Origin of the sequence: Sphingobium chungbukense (assembly GCF_001005725.1) — a bacterium.
GTDB classification, from domain to species: Bacteria; Pseudomonadota; Alphaproteobacteria; order Sphingomonadales; family Sphingomonadaceae; genus Sphingobium; species Sphingobium chungbukense.
Genome location: NZ_LBIC01000007.1, coordinates 232,558 through 253,059, shown reverse-complemented (window position 1 = coordinate 253,059; position 20,502 = coordinate 232,558). Strand labels below are relative to the sequence as shown.

Sequence of the window (20,502 nt, the reverse complement as noted above, 5' to 3'; positions counted from 1 at the left end):
CTTTCCCCAAGCCAGGCCGAGCCAGAACAGGACTCATGAAGCGCAATCGTTCCTACAGCAGTTTTGAAGGCAGCTCGCGTCGCCGCGGACGGTCTCTGCCGATCATTCCCGTCATTGCGGTCGTCGTGCTGGTGGCGATCATCGCCCTGCTCTGGTCGCGCGGTGGTGAAAAGCCGCAGGCCCGCGTGGAAAAGGTCATCCCCGCCGAAAAGCTGGGCCACTAAGCGGCATGGTCCAAAGGCGGGTGAATGTGAAATGGGCGTTGGGCAGCTTTGCGCTCGCCCTGACGCTGCCGGTCGTTGCGCAACAGGCGCCGGAATCGCTGTTGCCGCCAGGCTTCGGCGACACGCCCGCGACACCCACGCCCGCGCCGTCGCAACCTGCCCGTCCGGCGCAGGGGCCTGCTGCTCCAGCCGCGCCCGCGCCCGCCATGGCAGTCCAGCCGCCAAGCTTCCCCGTAACGGACGAGGCCGCCGACAACGCCGCCGAAGCGCAGTTGTCGGAAGAGGAAATGGCCGCGCAAAAGGCCAAATATGACCTGCCCGAAAATGCGCATCGGTCGCTCGACCGGGTGGGACCGCTGACGCCCGAGCGGCTGGGGTTGGCGCCCAACGCCTTCGGCGCGCAATCGGGGCAGTTCCTGGCCGCGCTGATGAAGGAAACCCGGGCGCCGATCACGTCGCGCTGGGCCTCGATCCTGCTGCGGCGGACATTGCTGTCGGCGGTCGATACGCCCAGGGACATCAATGGCGCCGACTGGGTGGCGGAGCGCGCCTGGCTGCTGCTGCGCATGGGGGAGGCGGACAGCGCGCGCCTGCTGGTGCAGAGCGTCGATTCGGACCAGTTCACCCCGCGCCTTTATGCCATCGCCATGCAGACCTATCTGGCGACGGCCGACCCGGCGGGGCTGTGCCCACTGTCGGCCGGCGCGCTGCGGTTCAGCAAGGAACCGGGCTGGGACATGACGCGGGCGATCTGTCCGGCGCTGTCGGGTGATCAGGGCTCGGCCAGCGGTGCGCTCAACCAGGCGCAGCGGCGCGGGCAGGTGCGCGGCATCGACTATCGGCTGGCGGAAAAGGTGGTCGGCACCGGCTTCAATGCGCGTCGTTCGGTCAAGATCGAATGGGACGCGGTGGACCGGCTGACGGCGTGGCGATTCGGCCTGGCGACGGCGCTGAATGTCGAGATTCCCGACAATCTTTACGCCACGGTCGGGCCGCATGTCCGCGCCTGGGAAGCCCGGGCACCCGCGTTGACGGCGGCACGCCGCCTGCCCGGTGTGGAGATGGCGGCGCGGCTGGGCGTCTTTTCCAATGAGGCGCTGGTCGGTTTCTACAGCCAGCTTGGCGTGGATGGCGACGCGCCCGCCGCCGCCGATCGGATCGACGCATTGCGCGCCGCTTATTCCGGATCGAGCGCCGACGACCGGCTACAGGCGATGCGGACGATCTGGCAGAATGAGGCGCGCCCCGATTTCGTCGGTCTGATCGCGACGGCGCGGGCGGCGGCTGCGCTGCCCGTTGCGCAGTTGGGCGCGCGGGACGCGGCCAATCTGGTCGCGGCCATGTTCACGGCGGGCTATGACCGCAGCGCCGTTGCGTGGGCGCGCCTTGCCGCGCAGGCGGACGGCGACGGTGCTGGCGACCTCTGGGCCTTGCTGGCCGTCGGAGCGCCCGCCCCGGTCGTCGACATCAGCGGCGGGCGGGTGTCGTCCTTCGCCAAGGCGGCCGATGCCCACAAGACGCAGATGCTGATCGCGGCACTGGCGGGGCTGTCCCGTCTCAATGCCCAGGATGGCGCGTCGCTGGCACAGGATAATGGTTTCAACCTCGGCGTCACCAGCCGCTGGTCGCGCGCCATCGACGCGGCCGCGGGGCGGGGCGAAAAGGCCAGCGTCGCGCTGCTGGCGGCGGTGGGCATGCAGACGGCGGACTGGAACCGGCTGCCGCCTGTCCATCTCTATCATATCGTCGCCGCGCTGCATCGCGTCGGGTTGGACCCCGAAGCGCGGATGATCGCCGCGGAGGCGATGACGCGGCTCTGATGGGTGACGACGCCTCGCTTATCGACCGCTTTCTGGAAATGATGGCGGCCGAAAGGGGCGCCTCGCGCAACACGCTGCTCGCCTATCGCGCCGACCTGATGGGCGCGGCGAAGATTGTCGGCGGGCTTTCCGGCGCGACCAAGGACGACATTGGCGGATTGGCGGACGCCTGGGCCGGACTGGCGGCCTCCTCCGTGGCACGCAAGGCCTCCGCCTTGCGCGCCTTTTACGCGTTTCTGGAGGAAGAGGGGCTGCGTGCCGACAATCCCTCTACGGCTCTGCCGCGCCCGGCGACGCGCCGTCCCCTGCCGAAGATATTGTCGACCGCCGAAGTCGATTCGCTCTTCGCGCTGATTGCCGGGAGGCTGGCTGCGGAACATCCTGCGCCGCTCGACCTGCGGCTGTCCGCGCTGATCGAGTTGCTCTATGGGTCCGGCCTGCGCGCGACCGAGCTGGTGTCGCTACCCCGCCGTGCGCTGGCGTCGGACCGGCCGTTCCTGATCCTCAAGGGCAAGGGTGCCCGCGAACGGCTCGTCCCCATTTCCGATCGCGCCCGCGCCGCCGTCGCCGCCTGGCTGCCGAACGTGCCCGCCGACAGCCCATGGCTCTTCCCCTCGGGCAAGAGCCATGTCAGCCGCATCCGCCTCTACCAGATGGTGAAGGCGCTGGCCGCCGCCGCCGGGATCGCGCCCGAACGGGTCAGCCCCCATGTCCTGCGCCATGCCTTTGCTACCCATTTGCTGGAGGGCGGGGCGGATCTGCGCGCTTTGCAATCCATGCTGGGGCATGCCGATATCGGCACCACGCAAATCTACACCCATGTCGACAGCCGTCGCCTGGTCGAACTGGTGAACAGCCGCCATCCGCTGGCCAGCATGACGCATCGGCGCGTTGACGGCGAAGCGTCAGCGCCCTAACGCCTTGCGCCATGGTTAGCTTTCTTGAATTCGAAAAGCCTATTGCGGAGCTGGAAGCGCGCATCATCGAACTGCGCGCCACCGCCAATGTGGGCGATATCGACATAAGCGGTGAGATCGACAAGCTCGAACAGCGCGCGGCGAAGATGCTGGTGGACAGCTATGCGAAGCTGTCGCCCTGGCAGAAGACGCAGGTTGCGCGCCATCCCGACCGTCCGCATTTCAAGGACTATGTCGCGGGCATGTTCGACAATTTCATGCCGTTGGCGGGCGACCGCGCCTTTTCCGATGATCAGGCGATCATCGGCGGCTTCGCGACGCTGGGTGACCGCCGTTTGGTGGTGATCGGTCATGAAAAGGGCGACGATACGGCAAGCCGCGTCCGCCACAATTTCGGCATGGCGAAGCCCGAGGGCTATCGCAAGGCGATCCGCCTGATGCAGCTTGCCGACCGTTTCGGCCTGCCCGTGGTGACGCTGGTCGATACGTCGGGCGCGTTCCCCGGCGTGCAGGCCGAAGAACGCGGTCAGGCGGAGGCGATCGCGCGCTCGACCGAGCAATGTCTCGCCCTGGGCGTGCCGATGGTCGCGGCCGTGGTGGGCGAGGGCGGCTCTGGCGGCGCTGTGGCGCTGGCGGCGGCCAATCGCGTGCTGATGTTCGAACATGCGGTCTATTCGGTGATCTCGCCCGAAGGCTGCGCTTCCATCCTCTGGCGCACGGCCGACAAGGCGAGCGATGCCGCCACCGCCATGCAGGTGACGGCCCAGCATCTGAAGGCGCTGGGTGTCATCGACCGCATCGTGCCGGAGCCGACCGGCGGCGCCCATCGCGAGCCCGTGCAGGCCATCGCCCATCTGGGCGCGGCGATCGGCGAGGAGTTGGACGCGCTGTCGGGCATGAGCGCCGAGGCCCTGCGGACCGATCGCGCCGACAAGTTCCTCGCCATCGGCGTTTGACCGTTCACCCCCTGTCTTGGGGAACCTCTGCCTGCTATGCCTCGTTACGCCATGGTAACAGGGGATCAGGAGGCGCCGTGACACGATTATCCTATTGGGCTTATGCGGGGCTGGGCCTGATCGCCTTTGCCGCCGCGCCTTCGGTGCAGGGCCAGCAACGGGCGATTCGCACGGTTTCCTCGATCAGCCCGCAGGACAAGGAATCCGGCGCCAAGCAGCATCCGCAGCTTCTCAACGAATTTGGCGGGGCTTATGCCGGGCCGCAGGCCAAATATGTCGAGGGTGTGGGCCGTCGCATCGCCGTCCAGTCGGGTCTCTCCAACGCGCAGGGCGATTTCACCGTCACCCTGCTCAATTCGCCGGTGAACAACGCCTTCGCCATTCCCGGCGGCTATGTCTATGTCACACGCCAGCTGATGGCGCTGATGAACGATGAGGCCGAACTGGCCGGGGTGCTGGGCCATGAAATCGGCCATGTCGCGGCCCAGCATGGCCAGCGGCGCCAGCAGGCGGCCCAGCGCAACGCGATCGGCGGCACGCTGCTTCAGGTACTTACCGGCGCGCTGCTGGGCGATTCGGCGATTGGCGGCCTGTTGCAAAAGGGGATCGGTCAGGGCAGCCAGTTGTTGACGCTCAAATTCTCCCGCACCCAGGAATATGAGGCGGACGATCTGGGCATCCGGTATCTGGCGTCCGGTGGTTATGATCCCAAGGCGCTTTCGACCATGCTCGCTTCGCTCGCTGCGCAGAGCAGTCTGGATGCCCGTGTGACCGGTAATGCGCGATCCGTGCCGGAATGGGCGAGTACCCATCCCGATCCCGCCTCCCGCGTCGGTCGTGCGGCGCGCAATGCCGCCGCCACCGGATCGACCAGCACGGTACGCAACCGGGACGCGTTCCTCAATGCGCTGGACGGCGTGCTCTATGGCGACGATCCCAAACAGGGGGTGATCGAGGGCAGCCGTTTCCGTCATCCCGACCTGCGGCTGGGCTTCACCGCGCCGCAGGGCTTCGGCATGGAAAATGGCGCGGATGCCGTCACCGTCGCGGGATCGGGCGGCCAGGCGCAGTTCGGTGCGGCGCCCTTTTCCGGCGATCTGCCTGCCTATATCGATTCGGTGTTCGCGAAACTGGGCGGCGGGGGCACTGTTCCATCCGGCGATGTACGCCGTACCACGGTCAACGGCCTCCCGGCGGCGTGGCGCACGATCCGGGCCAGCACACAGTCGAGCCAGGTTGACGCCACGGTCTTCGCTTATGATTTCGGCGGCGACAAGGCCTATCATTTCCTGCTGCTGACGGCGGCGGGGCAGGGTATCGGTCCGTTCTCGACCATGGTGCAATCGGTCCAGCGTCTCTCGACCCAGGAGGCGGCCGCCATCAAGCCGCGTCGCATCAGCGTCCTTACCGTCAAATCCGGCGACAGCGTCCAGTCGCTGGCCAAGCGCATGGCCTATGGCGACTATGCGGTCGAGCGCTTCCTGACGATCAACGCGTTGAACGCCAACAGCGTTTTGCGGCCTGGGCAGCGGGTGAAGATCGTCACCTGGTGAGCCGGCATCGACGCGAGGTTGGAGCGGCGATCCGATTGAATCGGATCGCCGCTCCAGGCCTTTTGTTCGCCGCGATTTCTTGACCAGCGAGGTTCCGGTCGCTTGGGAACCGCCCTAAATAAAAGGGGCGGCGGGATTGCTCCCGCCGCCCCTTTTCTTCAATGGCTTCGAGCTTACTTCAGGTTGCCCGAGACATTGTTGAAGGTGTTGCCGAGCTTGCCGCCCAGGCTGGTCATGGCGCCGATGGCGGCGACAGCGATCAGAGCTGCGATCAGGCCATATTCAATGGCGGTGGCGCCCTTTTCGTTCTTCAGCATCTTGCGGATGAACTGCATTGGAAGTCTCCTTGCCTCAAATTCAACGTTTAACTACCCGGCCGCCCCCCGCTTGAATTGAAGGTCAGCATTGGCAGGTTTAGACGGGGTGGGTTGATAAAGATTTAATGCGATCGGCAGGTTGTCAGATATTGATGGTTAATGCGCGAGAACTTCTGTCGCGACATTGTTCCACATGCCGATGGTCTTGTTGGCGACGTTGGACATGGCGCCGACGATGGCGAGGCAGATGAGGGCGAGGATCAATCCATATTCCACCGCCGTCGCGCCGCGCTGGCAGTAGATCAGCTTCCAGAAGCTGAAATTTTTGAACAACGCGCGCATGCCATACCCCATTTACACACAGCCCAGAATGCCCTTGTAAAAGCGACAGAGTTAACAAACCCCTCAAGCTGGACCGTTATGACGATAAATTCTCCCCTGTTGGTGGTTGCCGCTGCTCTGGTCGATGCGGATGGCCGCATATTGTTGCAGCAGCGTCCGCCGGGAAAGCCGATGGCGCATCTGTGGGAATTCCCCGGTGGCAAGGTGGAGCCGGGCGAAGCGCCCGAAATCGCGCTGGTCCGCGAGTTGGAGGAGGAGTTGGGGATTCGCACCCATGCGAGCTGTCTCGCGCCCGCTGCCTTCGCCAGCGAGCCGTTGGGCGAGCGGCATCTGTTGCTGCTGCTCTATGTCTGCCGCAAATGGCAGGGCATTCCCGAAGCGCGGCACGCGACCGCGTTGCAATGGGCCAGGCCCGCGCAAATGTATGCGCTGGACATGCCACCGGCGGACCTGCCGCTGATCGGCCTGCTCGATTCGCTGATTTAGAGCATCGTGCGCAAAAGTGGGAACCGGTTTTGCGCTTAAAGCGATGCGACAACAAAAGCTTAGAGCGTGCGGCTCGCGTACGATTTAGCGCAGCGCGCTCTAGAGGGGTTTTCGATCTGATTGCATCAGATCGCTATCCTAAGCCTTTCGTTTCCGCGATTTTTGACCAGCGACCGATTTCGATCGCGTGGAAATCGCTCCAGGCAAAGGGGCGGGGCGCCGGATGGACCTGCCCCGCCCAAAGCTTCATTCCTCGGCTGCTTTGCTCTGGAGTTGGATGTAGTTCTGGATGCCCATGCGTTCGATCATCTCGAACTGGGTTTCGAGCGTGTCGACATGCTCTTCCTCGCTTTCGAGGATGTGCTGGAACAGGTCGCGGCTCACAAAGTCGCGAATCGATTCGCAATAGGCGATGGCGTCCTTCAGGACCGGCAGGGCTTCATATTCCAGCTCCAGGTCGGCCTTCAGTATCTCTTCCACCGTCTCGCCGATCTTCAGGCGGCCGAGCAACTGGAAATTGGGCAGGCCGTCGAGGAACAAGACGCGCTCCGCCAGCTTGTCGGCGTGCTTCATCTCGTCGATCGATTCCTCATATTCGAACTTGGCCAGCTTCTCGATGCCCCAATGGTTCAGCATCCGATAGTGGAGGAAATATTGGTTGATCGCGGTCAGCTCATTCTTGAGCACCTCGTTCAGATATTCGATGACCTTGGGATCGCCCTTCATCGGGTTTGTCTCCGGCTTTTTGGGAAAGTGCCGGGAGTATAAGCATTCCGGTTCCGTTTGTTAATCCGGAAAGCCGCGGGAATCCGCCATTTTTCGCTATGCTATTGCGTGGAGTTCGCGGCGGTCAGATGCGCCTGATTCGCAATGGCTTCAGATCGAGGCGCGCTCGGCGGCGATGATGGTCCGGGCGAAGGGGACGCACTGGCCACATTTGGGGCGGCGACCAAGGCGCGCATAGGCGCTGCACGGAGTGGCGCAGCCTTCCCGGGCCACTTCCTTCAGGTCTTTCTCGCGAATGGCATTGCAGACACAGACAACCATGCAAATCTCCTGCAGTGGGAGATAGCGTAAGTGATAATAGGTCGCAATAGTGATTCAATCGCTGTTGCGAATCTTTTGCGTCTGGCCGCCGACCAGGGTGCGCCACAGCCATTCCATCGGTCCGAGCGCGAATCGCCTTTGCCAGAGTGGCGACCAGAGCAGCATGACCACCCAGGCGGCGATCACGAGCAGCGGCAGAAGGCTGTAGCGCACCTGGCCGAACAGCCCGAGGCCCCAGCCATAGAAAGTCGCGCTCATGACGATGCTGGTGCCGAGATAATTGCTGAGCGCCAGCCGTCCGACGGCAGCGATTCGGTGCGTCAGGCGCCGGTCGCGATAGCGGGTGAACAGCCACAGGATCAGCGCCGCCCAGCCCACGGCCAGCGGAATGCGGAAGGGGAAGGACCAGGCCAGCACCGTTCCCAGCGCCGGCAATGTGGCGAACCCGCTTGCGATCACCCACCAGGCGAGACCCGCCATGGGCAAGAGGCCGATCAGGAAACAATGGCGCGCGGTGCGCCAATATTGCTCTGCCTGCCAGCGTCCGGTCAGGAAACCGCCCTTCAGCATCGCCATGCCCAACAGCATGAAGCCCAGCGTATCGAGCGTCACGAAGGGCAGGGTGGTGAGCCACTGACTGCCGAACAGGGCGACGTGATGCATGAAGATGCCGGCATAGTTCCCCCTATAGATTTCGAATTCGCTGCGGATCGCGGGGTGGGCGGGATCGGAAAAAGAACCGATGAAGTCAGCGAAACCGGCAGGGATATGGGACGCTGCATCGGGCGCCGCGGCGGCGTGGCTCCAGGCGTGGAGCGTGGTGATGAAGAAAGCGCAGACGAGGAAATGCGCCAGGAAGAAGAGAAAGGCCCATTTGACCAGCGCCAGCGGCTCCTTCCGGACGAACAGCAGGGCCGCGAGGCCGACCAGCGCATAGATCATCAATATGTCGCCCGACCACAGCAGCAGATAATGAGCGAGGCCGAAGACGAACAGCCAGGCGGCGCGGATCATCTGTGTCCGCTGACCGTCGTGCCCGGCCATTTCCTCCCGGTCGATCAGCAACAGCATCGACGCGCCGAACAGCATGGAGAAGAGCGCCCGCATCTTGCCATCGACAGCCAGGAAACTGACCGTCCAGAAGAGGATGTCGCCCGTGGAGAGCGGTCCCGCCGCCGCCGGGCTGAAATAGGCCTGCGCGGGCAGGGCGAAGACCGCGATGTTCATCCACAAGATTCCCATCACCGCGCATCCGCGCAGGACGTCCATGGCGGGAATCCGGGAAGAAGGGGTGGTCATCGGTTCTGGCTGTCCTTGAAGAGGCTGGAAAAGAACATGCGGCTCTGTCAATGCGACTAGCCATGAACGGCCATCGCAAGCAACGAATAAGCGACGCTTTCGGCGCGGCGGCGGGGCGTTATGACGATCATGCCGGGCCACAGCGGCTGGCGGCCGCGCTGGTCGCCGATCTTGCCCAGCGGCAGAAGCCCGAGGGTGTCGGGCGGATATTGGAGATCGGCTGCGGCACGGGCTTTCTGACGCGGGACATCCAGGCGCGCTGGCCGGGCGCGGAACTGGTGGTAACGGACTTGTCGCCCGATATGCTGGCGCGGGCCGCGAGGGATGGACTGATCGCGGGCACATTCCTGACGATGGACGGCGAGGCGCCGATCTTCGAAGGGGAATGGTTCGACCTGATCCTCTCCAGCCTGGCCTTCCAGTGGTTCGATGATCTGGAGCGCGCCATAGCCCGTCTGGTCGGATTGCTGCGGCCGGGGGGGAGCCTCATCTTCTCCACAATGGGGCAGGGCAGCTTCGCCCGCTGGCGCGGCGCGCATGACGCTGGCGGGGTAACAGCCGGCATTCCGGATTATCCCGCGCTTGAGACTTTGCGGTCGATGCTGGGGCGTTTCGGGGACGCCTTCGCCTTTGACGAGCATTATGTCCTGGCCTGTGGCGGCGCGAAGGGGCTGATCGCCCATCTCAAGGGTATCGGCGCGGTGGTGCCGAACGAGGGGCGCAAGCCGCTGGCACCCAGGGATTTGCGCCGGGTCATGGCGGCTTTCGAGGAAAGCGGCGGGAATGATGTCTATCAGGTCCTGTTCGGCCGGGTGACGCGCGTGGTTTAGGGTTTTGGATGGGGCCGCCACGTTATGAGCGGACGTCAACAACATCCGTCATCCAGGCTGGGATCCCGTGAGGCTGACTTGTGCCCTCGCCTGAAATCCCGGCTTTCGCTGGGATGACAGGCCAGAGGCAAGAAGCCACCCCTATTCGCCGTAGACGATCCTGACCTTGCCCGCAGCGTCCGCCGCAACGGCACGCGCCGCATCGGCATCCTCCGCCCGTGCCAGGGCGACTCCCATGCGGCGATAGGGACGGGTCGCCGGCTTGCCGAAGAGGCGCAGGTCGACTTCGCCGCCGGGCGTGGAGAGCGCATCGGCCAATCCTTCGAACCGGAAATCGTTCGATTCCCGGTCCGCCAATATGACCGCCGAAGCGGCGGGTCCCCGCAGCGTCACTTCCGGCACCGGCAAGCCCAGGATCGCGCGGGCGTGCAGGTCGAATTCGCTCATATTCTGTGAGATCAGCGTCACCATGCCGGTATCATGCGGCCGGGGCGAGAGTTCGGAGAAGATGACATCCTCTCCCTTCACGAAGAATTCCACGCCGAAAATGCCGTAGCCGCCCAGATTGTCGACCACCTTGCGGGCCATGTCCTGCGCGGCGGCCAGCGCGGCATTCGACATGGGCGTGGGCTGCCAGCTTTCCTGATAGTCGCCGCGTTCCTGCCGGTGGCCGATGGGGGGGCAGAAGCTGACGCCCTCCCGGCTGCGCACCGTCAGCAGCGTGATTTCATAGTCGAAGGCGATGAATTCTTCCACGATCACCCGGCTGCGGTCGCCGCGCATGTTGGCGACGGCGTAGTCCCACGCGGTCTCCAGTTCGTCGGCGCTGCGCACCGTGCTCTGCCCCTTGCCGGACGAGGACATGACCGGCTTGATCACGCAGGGCAGGCCCGTATGTTCGGCCCCGGCCAGCACTTCCGCCAGCGTTTCGGCATAGCGGTAGCGGGACGTGCGCAGACCCAGTTCGACCGCCGCCACCTCGCGGATGCGATCGCGGTTCATCGTCATGATGGTGGCGCGGGCGGAGGGCACCACGGTCACGCCCCTGGCCTCGACCTGCGCCAGCACCTCGGTACGGATCGCCTCGATCTCCGGCACCACGAAGTCGGGCCGGTGCTTCTCGATCGCCTTCGCCAGCAGATCGGCGTCGAGCATCGAAAACACCTCATGCCCGTCCGCCACCTGCATGGCGGGCGCCCCGGCATAGCTGTCGCAGGCGATGACCTGTGCGCCGAGGCGCTTGGCGGAGATCACGAATTCCCGGCCCAGTTCGCCCGAACCCAGAAGGAGGATTTTCGCGGTAAAGGCCATGGCAGGCTCCGTCCTGTCAGCTGATGGAAACGACCGTTCCGATCCGTTAGAGTTCGCTGTCCATCAGCGCGGGGAAGAAGCCCTCATGCGCGCTGCGCAGGTCGGCGAGCGCCACGCCCGCGACCGTGTCGCCGCCGGTTGTGCCGATGCGGATCGCGCCCGGAATCTCGACGCCCGGCGCGGCGGCGACGACATAGCGGCCCTGATCCTCGCCAAAGGCGCTCGCGGTGGTGAGCGGGATGTCCAGCTGCGCGCCGATCTTCCCGGCCAGCGCCATTTCGGTCACCGTCACCAGCAGGCCGCCATCGGAAATGTCATGCACGGCATTGACCTTGCCCGCCGCGATCAGCTCGCGAACGGTCTCGGCGCGGGCGCGTTCGGCGGCCAGGTCGACGTTCGGTGCGTCACCCGCTTCGCGACCGGCGATTTCGCGCAGCCAGATGGATTGGCCCAGATGCGTGCCTTCCTCGCCGATCAGCCAGATGGCGTCGCCCTCATTCTTGAACGCGACGGTCGCCATCACGTCGACATTCTTCAGCAGGCCGATGCCGCCGATGGCGGGCGTCGGCAGGATGGCGGAACCGCCGCCTGTCGCCTTCGATTCATTGTAGAGTGAGACGTTGCCCGACACGATCGGGAAGTCGAGCGCGCGGCAGGCCTCGCCCATGCCCTCCAGACAGCCGGTGAACTGCGCCATGATTTCCGGCCGCTGCGGATTGGCGAAATTCAGGCAGTTGGTGACGGCCAGCGGCGTCGCGCCGACCGCGCTGATGTTGCGATAGCATTCGGCAATCGCCTGCTTGCCGCCTTCATAAGGGTCGGCATAGCAATAGCGCGGCGTGCAGTCGGTGCTGATCGCAATGCCCTTCTGCGTACCGTGGACGCGCACGACTGCTGCGTCGCCACCCGGGCGCTGCACCGTGTCGGCGCCGACCATATGGTCATATTGCTCCCAGATCCAGCGGCGCGATGCGATGTCGGGCGAACCCATCAGCTTGACGAGGTCGGCGCCGATGTCCGAAGCCGGAATATCGCCCAGCGGCTGGACGCCCGACCAAGCCTTATACTCGTCCTTCGGCATGGCGGGACGGTCATAAAGCGGCGCATCGTCGGCCAGCGGAGCCAGCGGAATGTCGCACACCGTCTCGCCCTTGTGCACCAGAACCATGCGGCCCGTATCGGTCACATGGCCGATGACGGCGAAGTCCAGTTCCCACTTGCGGAAGATCGCCTCGGCGAACGCTTCCTTGCCCGGCTGGAGCACCATGAGCATGCGTTCCTGCGATTCCGACAGCATCATTTCATAGGCTGTCATGCCGGTTTCGCGCTGGGGCACCATGTCCATATTCAGTTCGATGCCGACGCCGCCCTTGGACGCCATTTCCACCGAGGAGGAGGTGAGGCCCGCTGCGCCCATATCCTGGATCGCGACGATGGCGTCCGACGCCATCAGCTCAAGACAGGCCTCGATCAGCAGCTTTTCGGTGAAGGGGTCGCCGACCTGCACGGTCGGGCGCTTTTCTTCCGAATCCTCGCCGAAATCGGCCGAGGCCATGGTCGCGCCGTGAATGCCGTCGCGACCGGTCTTCGACCCCACATAGACGATCGGATTGCCGACGCCCGAAGCTGCGCTGTAGAAAATCTTGTCGGTATCCGCGACGCCCACGGTCATGGCGTTGACCAGGATGTTGCCGTCATAGGCGGGGTGGAAATTCACCTCGCCGCCCACGGTCGGCACGCCCACGCAATTGCCGTAGCCGCCGATGCCGTGCACCACGCCGCTGATCAGATGCTTCATCTTCGGATGGTCGGGCCGCCCGAAACGCAGCGCGTTCATGTTCGCGACCGGACGCGCGCCCATGGTGAACACGTCGCGCAGGATGCCACCCACGCCCGTCGCCGCGCCCTGATAGGGCTCGATATAGCTCGGGTGGTTGTGGCTCTCCATCTTGAAGATCGCGGCCTGTCCGTCGCCAATGTCGACGACGCCCGCATTCTCGCCGGGGCCGCAAATGACCTGCGGGCCTTCCGTGGGCAGCTTCTTCAGGTGGATGCGCGAGCTTTTATAGGAGCAATGCTCCGACCACATCACCGAGAAGATGCCGAGTTCGGTGAGATTCGGTTCCCGGCCAAGCGCGTTCAGGACGCGATCATATTCTTCCGGGGAAAGCCCATGTTCGGCGACGACCTGGGGCGTGATCTGGGATGCGGTGCTGGACATGTGCGCGCCTTTAGCGAGGGAGCGTGCGATAGACAATGCTGACGCTCACTTGCGCCCGAAAACATGATAGCCTGTCTGCCTCGGAAGGCCAAAAAGGAGGTCTGCATGGAATGGATGCTGTTGCCGCTACGCCGCTACGCCCGATTTTCGGGCCGGGCGCGGCCGAAGGAATATTGGATGTTCGTCCTGTTCCTGCTCCTCGGCTTCTTCATCCTGTCGCTGGTCGAAACCATGCTTGGTCTCACCACGACCGATCGCTGGTTCCAGCGCGGCCCCTGGTGGGCCAGCGCGGGTTACAGCACGCGCGGCGGGCCGCTGACCGGGCTGTTCGCGCTGGCGATGCTGATTCCCCAACTGGCAGTGTCTGTCCGGCGGCTGCATGATACGGATCGGACCGGCTGGTGGCTGCTGATCGTCGTCTTTCCCTTCATCGGCAGCATCGTCCTGCTCATCTTCCTGATCATGAGCGGTACGCGGGGAGCCAATCGCTTCGGTCCCGATCCGGTCGAGGTCGGGGAACCGGAATTGCGTTAGAGCATCGTGCGCGAAAGTGGGAACCGGTTTGGCGCGAAACGATGCGACAACACAAATTTGGAGCGCGCGGCCTGCGTCATATTGAACGCGGCGCGCTCTCAGGCAAGAAAAAGGGCCGGCCTCCGCTCAGGAGGGCCGGCCCGAACTTGCAGGAAAATGAAAGGGATCAGCCCTTGCAGCTGACCGCGCTCTTGCCCGGCAGGGTGGCGGTGATCTGCTTGCCCGAACCCTCGACCTTGTAGCCTTCGGCTTCATAGGGCTTGCCGGCCTCGGCGGCGGTCAGCTTGGTCGGCGCGCCGTTCTTCTCGGTGCGCAGTTGCACGGTCTTGTCGTCGCTCATGAAGTCGACGAAGATCAGGCTGTTGTCCTTGCAGCGATACTGATGGCTTTCCTTCACCATCGGCGGCAGCTCGACCGGCGCGGCATTGGCCAGCTTTTCAGCCATGGGATCGGCGGGGCCGCCCACGACTTCGGGTTCGTCATTCTTGTTGCAGGCCGACAGCAGGCTGAGCGCCGCTACGGAGATGAGGGGGAGATGATATTTCATAGCGGTCCTTCTATGTGCATTAGCCATGCCAAGCGTCAACGCAAAACTGCCATAAGTCCGCTAGCCACTGGCCTGACGTCATGACATTTTCATGACCGCGCCCCGGAATCGGCCGCAACCGCCCCGGCGAACTTGCCAGTGAGCTTGACTGCGGGCTTGACCGGGCGGGCGGGGGCCGCCAATGCAGGGACATGGCGCAAGACAGCATGATGCAGCAGGGCGATCCGTCGCAAATGTCGTTCGAGGATGCGCTGCGCGCGCTCGAATCGATCGTCCGGCGGCTGGAAAGCGGCGACGTGCCGCTCGACGAATCCATTTCGCTTTATGCGCAGGGCGAAGAGTTGCGGAAGCGCTGCATGGAACGGCTCCAGGCGGCCGAAGCGCGCATCGCCAAGCTGACCGTCGATGCCAGTGGCGCGGTGACGGGCGCTCAACCCTTCGGTACGGACTGAAAGCCGCCGGCATGAGCGGAGCTGCCTCCGCCTCGTCCCTGGTCGCCAGCCGCGCCGCTGCCGTCGCGGTCGAGGTCGACCGTTTGTTCGACTCCTTGCTGGCCGTCCCCGACGATCCGCGCAGACGCCTTTACGAGGCGATGCGCCATGCGGCCATGGATGGTGGCAAGCGGCTGCGCCCGCTGCTGGTCCAGGCGGCGAGCGACCTCTTCAATATTTCGCGGGATTCGGCGCTCCGCGTCGGTATCGCGGTGGAATGCATCCATGTCTATTCGCTGGTGCATGACGATCTGCCGGCGATGGACGATGATGACTTGCGCAGGGGCAAGCCGACCGTTCACAAGGCGTTCGACGAGGCGACGGCGATCCTGGCGGGCGACTGCCTGCACGATCTGGCCTTCGAAGTGCTGGCGGACGAGGAAACCCATCCCGATCCCTTCGTCCGCGTCGAACTGGTGAAGGCGCTCGCCATCGCCAGCGGCACCAGCGGCATGGCGGGCGGTCAGATGATGGACCTGGAAGCGGAGAAGGCGAGCTTCGACCTGCCTACCGTCACCCGGCTCCAGCAAATGAAGACCGGCGCGCTCATCGCCTTCTGCGTCGATGCCGCCGCGATCATGGCGCGCATCCCGCCGGAGGCGCGTACCCGCCTGCACGGCTATGCACGCGACATCGGCCTTGCCTTCCAGATCGCCGACGACCTGCTCGATGTGGTGGGGGACGCCGGTCTTGCCGGCAAGGCGTTGGGCAAGGACGCGGCGGCGGGCAAGGAAACCTTCGTCTCGCTCCTCGGGGTGGAGCGTGCGCGGGAACAGGGACGCCTGCTCGTCGAGCAGGCCAAGGCGCATCTGCATGGGCACGGTCCGGAGGCCGATCTGCTGCGCGCCATCGCGGATTATATCGTGGAAAGGGATCGCTAGGGGCATGAGCAAGCAGAGGGTGGGGGTTTATCCCGGCACGTTCGATCCGATCACCCTGGGTCATATGGACATCATCCGGCGGGGTGCGAAGCTGGTCGATAAGCTGGTGATCGGCGTCACGACCAATATTTCCAAGTCGCCGATGTTCTCCGACGAGGAGCGGCTGGACATGGTGCGTCGCGAATGCGCGGGGATCGATGCGGAAATCGTCGTCACCGGCTTCAATTCGCTGCTGATGGACTTTGCCGAATCGCAGGGGGCAAGCGTCATCATCCGGGGCCTGCGCGCCGTCGCGGACTTCGAATATGAATATCAGATGGCGGGGATGAACCAGCAGATCAACGGCCGGGTCGAGACGGTCTTCCTGATGGCGGACGTCTCGCTCCAACCCATCGCTTCCCGCCTGGTCAAGGAAATCGCGCTTTACGGCGGGCCGATCCACAAATTCGTCAGCCCTGCGGTCCGCGACGAGGTGGAGGCACGGGTGGCGAACCTGGGTCGCAAGGGCCAGTAAAGGCTCGACTCAGCCTTCGTTCAGTTGCCAATCGCCAAGAGGACGCTATCAGGGGCACATTCGCACCTGGGCAAATATAGGAAAGCTTCATTCATGCGGTTCACGTCGGCGCTCAAGACCGTGGCGATCGGTTTCGCCCTCTATGCATCGAACGGCGCGGCCCTGGCCCAGGGCGGACGCAATGCCGAGGAAGCGAAGAAGGAGGAGGCTGCCGTCCGCGCGGAGCAGACGGCCAAGCAGCTCGGCCTCGACCCTGGCTCCAAGCTGCCGCCCGCGACCGTGCCGGCGGACCCCCAGAATATCTGGGATCTCGACCTGTCGAGCGGCGGCCGCGTACGCATCCAGTTGCGGCCCGACATCGCGCCCACCCATGTCGAGCGGATCAAGGAACTGACGCGCCAGGGCTTCTACAACGGCCTCAAATTCCATCGCGTCATCCCTGGCTTCATGGCGCAGGGCGGCGATCCCAAGGGCGATGGCACTGGCGGTTCGACGCTTCCCGACCTGAAGGCGGAGTTCAATCCGATGCCGCATCTGCGCGGCACCGTGTCCATGGCGCGTGCCCAGAGCGAGGACAGCGCGAACAGCCAGTTCTTCATCGTCCTGCTGCCGCGTATGCAGCTCGACAAGAAATATACCGTCTTCGGCCGGGTGATCGATGGCATCCAATATGTCGACGCGATCCACCAGGGCGAGCCGCCCGCCGACCCGACGCTGATCCTTCAGGCGTCGATCGAAAGCGACGGCAAGCCGCCCGTGACCGCGCTGCCGACGCCGCCCGCGCCAGCGCCTTCGATCATCGCGCCGCTGCCCGCGAAGAAGCCCGTGCCCGCGAAGAAGCCGGTCGCGACCAAGAAGAAATAAGGCGCCCCAGCGGGGGCAGAAGCCATGCGCGTAGACCTGTTCGATTTCAATCTGCCGCCTGAGAGCATCGCGCTCCGGCCCGCTTCGCCGCGCGATTCGGCGCGTTTGCTGCTGGTGGCTGGCGAAGCGCCCTTCGGGGACCGTATCGTGCGGGACCTGCCGGGCCTGCTGCGCGCCGGCGATGTGCTGGTGTTCAACGATACCAGGGTGATCCCGGCCCAGTTGGAGGGCATGCGCGGTCAGGCGAAGATCGGCGCGACGCTGCACAAGCGGCTGGGCCTGCGCCAGTGGCAGGCCTTCCTGCGCAACGCCAAGCGGGTTCGCGATGGCGACCGGATCGATTTCGGCGCGGGCGTCGCCGCCCTTGCCGGCCCGCGCGACGAGGATGGCGGCGTCACGCTGAGCTTCGAGGGCGAGGAGCCGGTCGAAGTGCTGCTGGAGCGGGCGGGCCGCATGCCGTTGCCGCCCTATATCGCCAGCAAGCGCCCCACGGACGAGCGCGACCGCAGCGATTATCAGACCATGTTTGCGCGGGAGGACGGTGCGGTCGCGGCGCCCACCGCGGCGCTGCATTTCACGCCCGAGCTGATGGTGGCACTGGAGGCGGCGGGGGTGAAGACGGAAACCCTGACCCTGCATGTGGGGGCGGGCACGTTCCTGCCGGTCAAGGCCGATGACACCGACGACCACCGGATGCATGCCGAATGGGGCCGGATCGACCAGGCGACGGCGGATCGCCTCAACGCGGCGCGAAAGGCGGGAGGGCGGCTGATCGCCGTCGGCACCACCAGCCTGCGCCTGCTGGAAAGCGCCGTGGGGGAAGACGGCATCGTCAGGCCCTTCGCCGACGAGACACGGATTTTCATCACGCCAGGCTATCGGTTCCGGGCGGTGGATGGCCTGATGACCAATTTCCACCTGCCGAGGTCGACCCTGTTCATGCTGGTCAGTGCCCTGATGGGGTGGGAGCGGATGCAGGCGGTCTATGCCCATGCGATCGCGGAAGGCTATCGCTTCTACAGCTATGGGGATTCCTCACTGCTGTTGCCCTGACCGGTTTCAGCTGCGCCCGACGAACAGGAAACCCACCGCCGCCATGATGCACAAGAAGGCGGCGAGGTGGCGCCAGTGCAGCGGTTCGCCCAGCACCGTCACCATGAAGCCGCCGAAGATCAGCAGCGCGATCGCCTCCTGCGCGATCTTGAGCTGACCCGCGCTCCAGCCGCTGGCGAAACCGATGCGATTGGCGGGCACGGCGAAGCAATATTCGACGAAGGCGATCCCCCAGCTGATCAGGATGACCGCGAACAGTGGTTTGTTCATCCCGCCCTTCAGATGCCAGTACCAAGCGGTGGTCATGAACAGATTGGAAATGGTGAGGAGCAGGATGGTCGGCATGAACGGCCTCTGGATGCGTGGACAGGGGGCTGTTGCATTGCCGCGCCGGCGAGCGCAAGGGAGCCGGACGAAATCGTCGCTCAAAGAGAGGTCCTGCATGAAGCTCCGTTCGCTGCTGTTCGTCCCCGCCGATCGTCCGGAGCGCTTTGCCAAGGCGGCTGCCAGCGGCGCCGATGCCATCATCCTGGATCTGGAGGATTCGGTCGCGCCGGAGCGCAAGCCCTTCGGGCGGGACGCGATCGCGGAATGGCTGACCGGCCCGCGCGATTGTGCGACCTTCGTCCGGGTCAATCCGCTGGACGGCGATCAGGCCCGCGCCGACCTGGCCGCCGCGCTTCCGGCCGAGCCTGACGGCATCATGCTGCCCAAGGCGGAAGGTGCGGCCAGCATCCAGGCGCTGATCGGGCTGGCCGATGGGGTCCATGTGCCGCCGATCCTGCCGATCGCGACCGAAACGCCGTCCGCGATTTTCGAGCTGGGGAGTTTCAGGCAGGTCGGGGACAGGTTGGTCGGCCTGACCTGGGGGGCAGAGGACCTCCCCGCGGCGATCGGCGCTTCGACATCGCGCGAAGAGGATGGCCGCTATACCGCGCCCTTCGAAATGGCGCGCAGCCTGACGCTGTTCGCCGCCCACGCCGCAGGCGTCCCGGCGATCGATACGGTCTTCCCCCGGATCGAGGCGATGGATGATCTCAAGGCCTATGTCGGGCGGGCACGGCGCGACGGTTTCACCGGCATGATGGCGATCCATCCGGTGCAGGTTGCCGCGATCAACGAGGGCTTCACCCCCAGCGAGGCGGAAGTGGAGCGGGCAAGGGCGGTGATCGATGCGTTCGCGGCCAATCCTGGCGCGGGGGTGCTGAAGCTGGACGGAAAGATGATCGACCGGCCGCATCTTGTCCAGGCGCAGCGGGTACTGGCGGCCGCCGGATAAGGAAAAAGCCCGGCCTTGCGGCCAGGCCTTTCGCCTGAATCAGGGGGAGGCTTAGCGATAGCGGCCCTTTTCCGAAGCGGTGCTGCGATAGCGATCGGCATAATCGCCCTCGTCGCGCGACCCGAACAGGGCCTGTTGCTCGTGTTCGGTGCGCCAGGCGGCCTGGGTTTCCTCGGCGGTCTTTTCCAGCGTCACTTTCTGGGCGTCGACCGACCGGATCCAGGATGACGGGACCGAATGATGGATGCCGCCGGCATCCTGGTCGCCTTTGGTCAGGATGATACGGTCCCCGCGCAGCTTGTCGACCGTGCCGACATGCTCACCGTCGCTGCCGACCACTTCCATGTGCTCGCGCACGGTCTGGACCGCCGACCGCTGCTCGTTGCGGCGGCTGCGCCAGGTGCCGAACTCATTGTTGAAACGTTGACGGTTCTCGTTCTGATATTCCGCATAATCGCGGTCCAGTTCGTTGATCCGCTGCTGGCGCCACGCATGATAGTTGGCGTCGTGATGCTCGCCATAATCATGATCGGGGCCGAAGGCGCGGACGCGATAGCCATGATCCTCGCTGCCATAGCCGCTGCGTTCGCCGCTATAGGGCGAATAGCCGCGATTGGGGAGGTAGCGGCTGCTGTTGGAGGCCGACGCATAGCCGATCCTGCTGCTCTGGTCGCGCGGATCGCCATAGGGCCGGTTATAATATTCGTCATATTCGCGCCGCCGCTCGGCTTCCTCATCACCGAACCAGCTCCGCACTTCATCGCCCGCGCGGTCGAAGAAGCCGCGCTCATCCGGATCATAATCCTCGGGCGGCTGCCGGTAGCCCGGACCGCCGAACTGGCCACGCGTACCATAGCGGTAGCGGTCCGAATCGCGGTTCCGGCCGGCCCAGCCTCGATCCCAATTACGGTCGCTGTCACCATAGCGACGTCCGCCTTGGTAACCCATTTTCCATCTCCTTATCTGCTGTCCTACGGCATCCCATCATGGCGCCGTCACCGCACCAATGAGTGTTG

At 64.8% G+C, this 20,502-nt stretch carries 24 protein-coding genes; 14 read left to right on the top strand and 10 right to left on the bottom strand.

The window, feature by feature from the left end; genetic code table 11:
• Positions 1-35: 35 nt before the first annotated feature.
• The 5 genes from YP76_RS16150 (at position 36) to YP76_RS16130 (ending at position 5,470) form a co-directional block, all read left to right on the top strand.
• Positions 36-224: a hypothetical protein gene (locus YP76_RS16150; protein ID WP_046764634.1), complete on the top strand. Its 189-nt coding sequence runs from the start codon at positions 36-38 to the stop codon at positions 222-224.
• A gap of 5 nt (positions 225-229) precedes the next feature.
• On the top strand, positions 230-2,044 hold the full coding sequence (locus YP76_RS16145) for a hypothetical protein (protein ID WP_046764633.1): 1,815 nt from the start codon (positions 230-232) through the stop codon (positions 2,042-2,044).
• Positions 2,044-2,961 (top strand): tyrosine recombinase, encoded by a 918-nt coding sequence (locus YP76_RS16140; RefSeq protein ID WP_046764632.1) that lies wholly within the window; start codon positions 2,044-2,046, stop codon positions 2,959-2,961. The genes YP76_RS16145 and YP76_RS16140 overlap by 1 nt, the downstream gene beginning before the upstream one ends.
• Before the next feature lie 11 nt (positions 2,962-2,972).
• Positions 2,973-3,917 (top strand): acetyl-CoA carboxylase carboxyltransferase subunit alpha, encoded by a 945-nt coding sequence (locus YP76_RS16135; protein ID WP_046764631.1) that lies wholly within the window; start codon positions 2,973-2,975, stop codon positions 3,915-3,917.
• 77 nt (positions 3,918-3,994) lie between these two features.
• A complete protein-coding gene (locus YP76_RS16130; protein WP_046764630.1) occupies positions 3,995-5,470 on the top strand; it encodes a M48 family metalloprotease in 1,476 nt (491 codons plus the stop codon).
• Between the two features lie 173 nt (positions 5,471-5,643).
• On the opposite strand, the gene YP76_RS16125 is transcribed toward YP76_RS16130, so the two are convergent.
• Both YP76_RS16125 and YP76_RS16120 read right to left on the bottom strand, forming a co-directional pair.
• Positions 5,644-5,805, bottom strand: a complete 162-nt coding sequence (locus YP76_RS16125) for a Flp family type IVb pilin (RefSeq protein ID WP_046764629.1) — start codon at positions 5,803-5,805, stop codon at positions 5,644-5,646.
• Between the two features lie 138 nt (positions 5,806-5,943).
• Positions 5,944-6,129 carry a Flp family type IVb pilin gene (locus YP76_RS16120; RefSeq protein WP_046764628.1) on the bottom strand — a complete coding sequence of 62 codons (186 nt, stop codon included), beginning with the start codon at positions 6,127-6,129 and terminating at the stop codon, positions 5,944-5,946.
• Positions 6,130-6,207: 78 nt separating this feature from the next.
• Between YP76_RS16120 and YP76_RS16115 the strand changes: the two genes are divergently transcribed.
• A complete protein-coding gene (locus YP76_RS16115) occupies positions 6,208-6,615 on the top strand; it encodes a (deoxy)nucleoside triphosphate pyrophosphohydrolase (RefSeq protein WP_046764627.1) in 408 nt (135 codons plus the stop codon).
• A 246-nt stretch (positions 6,616-6,861) separates the two neighbouring features.
• Here YP76_RS16115 and bfr read toward each other — a convergent pair whose 3' ends face one another.
• From bfr to YP76_RS16100, 3 genes are all read right to left on the bottom strand, one after another.
• The gene (gene bfr, locus YP76_RS16110) at positions 6,862-7,341 is read right to left on the bottom strand and encodes a bacterioferritin (protein ID WP_046764626.1); all 480 of its coding nucleotides are present in this window, start codon (positions 7,339-7,341) and stop codon (positions 6,862-6,864) included.
• Between the two features lie 150 nt (positions 7,342-7,491).
• Complete coding sequence (locus YP76_RS16105) at positions 7,492-7,662, bottom strand: (2Fe-2S)-binding protein (protein ID WP_025547882.1); 171 nt, start codon at positions 7,660-7,662, stop codon at positions 7,492-7,494.
• 54 nt (positions 7,663-7,716) lie between these two features.
• Positions 7,717-8,961 (bottom strand): DUF418 domain-containing protein, encoded by a 1,245-nt coding sequence (locus tag YP76_RS16100; RefSeq protein ID WP_046764625.1) that lies wholly within the window; start codon positions 8,959-8,961, stop codon positions 7,717-7,719.
• A gap of 62 nt (positions 8,962-9,023) precedes the next feature.
• Between YP76_RS16100 and YP76_RS16095 the strand changes: the two genes are divergently transcribed.
• The gene (locus YP76_RS16095) at positions 9,024-9,791 is read left to right on the top strand and encodes a methyltransferase domain-containing protein (RefSeq protein WP_046764624.1); all 768 of its coding nucleotides are present in this window, start codon (positions 9,024-9,026) and stop codon (positions 9,789-9,791) included.
• Positions 9,792-9,932: 141 nt separating this feature from the next.
• Here the strand turns inward: YP76_RS16095 and purT are convergent, their stop codons facing one another.
• Entirely contained in the window at positions 9,933-11,102 is a 1,170-nt protein-coding gene (gene purT, locus YP76_RS16090; RefSeq protein WP_046764623.1) for a formate-dependent phosphoribosylglycinamide formyltransferase, read from the bottom strand.
• Positions 11,103-11,148: 46 nt separating this feature from the next.
• The gene (purL, locus tag YP76_RS16085) at positions 11,149-13,323 is read right to left on the bottom strand and encodes a phosphoribosylformylglycinamidine synthase subunit PurL (protein ID WP_046764622.1); all 2,175 of its coding nucleotides are present in this window, start codon (positions 13,321-13,323) and stop codon (positions 11,149-11,151) included.
• Between the two features lie 105 nt (positions 13,324-13,428).
• Here purL and YP76_RS16080 point away from each other — a divergent pair, with 105 nt between their 5' ends.
• A complete protein-coding gene (locus YP76_RS16080; protein ID WP_046764621.1) occupies positions 13,429-13,857 on the top strand; it encodes a DUF805 domain-containing protein in 429 nt (142 codons plus the stop codon).
• A gap of 166 nt (positions 13,858-14,023) precedes the next feature.
• Here the strand turns inward: YP76_RS16080 and YP76_RS16075 are convergent, their stop codons facing one another.
• Complete coding sequence (locus tag YP76_RS16075) at positions 14,024-14,404, bottom strand: hypothetical protein (RefSeq protein ID WP_046764620.1); 381 nt, start codon at positions 14,402-14,404, stop codon at positions 14,024-14,026.
• A gap of 191 nt (positions 14,405-14,595) precedes the next feature.
• Between YP76_RS16075 and YP76_RS16070 the strand changes: the two genes are divergently transcribed.
• The 5 genes from YP76_RS16070 (at position 14,596) to queA (ending at position 18,207) form a co-directional block, all read left to right on the top strand.
• A complete protein-coding gene (locus tag YP76_RS16070) occupies positions 14,596-14,856 on the top strand; it encodes an exodeoxyribonuclease VII small subunit (protein WP_046764619.1) in 261 nt (86 codons plus the stop codon).
• Positions 14,857-14,867: 11 nt separating this feature from the next.
• Complete coding sequence (locus YP76_RS16065) at positions 14,868-15,776, top strand: polyprenyl synthetase family protein (protein ID WP_046764618.1); 909 nt, start codon at positions 14,868-14,870, stop codon at positions 15,774-15,776.
• Between the two features lie 4 nt (positions 15,777-15,780).
• Positions 15,781-16,290 (top strand): pantetheine-phosphate adenylyltransferase, encoded by a 510-nt coding sequence (gene coaD / locus YP76_RS16060; protein WP_046764617.1) that lies wholly within the window; start codon positions 15,781-15,783, stop codon positions 16,288-16,290.
• A 93-nt stretch (positions 16,291-16,383) separates the two neighbouring features.
• Complete coding sequence (locus YP76_RS16055; protein ID WP_046764616.1) at positions 16,384-17,154, top strand: peptidylprolyl isomerase; 771 nt, start codon at positions 16,384-16,386, stop codon at positions 17,152-17,154.
• A 24-nt stretch (positions 17,155-17,178) separates the two neighbouring features.
• Positions 17,179-18,207 (top strand): tRNA preQ1(34) S-adenosylmethionine ribosyltransferase-isomerase QueA, encoded by a 1,029-nt coding sequence (queA, locus tag YP76_RS16050; protein WP_046764615.1) that lies wholly within the window; start codon positions 17,179-17,181, stop codon positions 18,205-18,207.
• Between the two features lie 6 nt (positions 18,208-18,213).
• Here queA and YP76_RS16045 read toward each other — a convergent pair whose 3' ends face one another.
• Positions 18,214-18,552: a DMT family protein gene (locus tag YP76_RS16045; RefSeq protein ID WP_046764614.1), complete on the bottom strand. Its 339-nt coding sequence runs from the start codon at positions 18,550-18,552 to the stop codon at positions 18,214-18,216.
• A 97-nt stretch (positions 18,553-18,649) separates the two neighbouring features.
• Between YP76_RS16045 and YP76_RS16040 the strand changes: the two genes are divergently transcribed.
• Positions 18,650-19,486, top strand: coding sequence for an HpcH/HpaI aldolase/citrate lyase family protein (locus tag YP76_RS16040; protein WP_046764613.1), 837 nt, complete (start codon positions 18,650-18,652; stop codon positions 19,484-19,486).
• A gap of 51 nt (positions 19,487-19,537) precedes the next feature.
• Here YP76_RS16040 and YP76_RS16035 read toward each other — a convergent pair whose 3' ends face one another.
• A complete protein-coding gene (locus YP76_RS16035) occupies positions 19,538-20,434 on the bottom strand; it encodes a DUF2171 domain-containing protein (RefSeq protein WP_046764612.1) in 897 nt (298 codons plus the stop codon).
• Between the last annotated feature and the right edge of the window lie 68 nt (positions 20,435-20,502).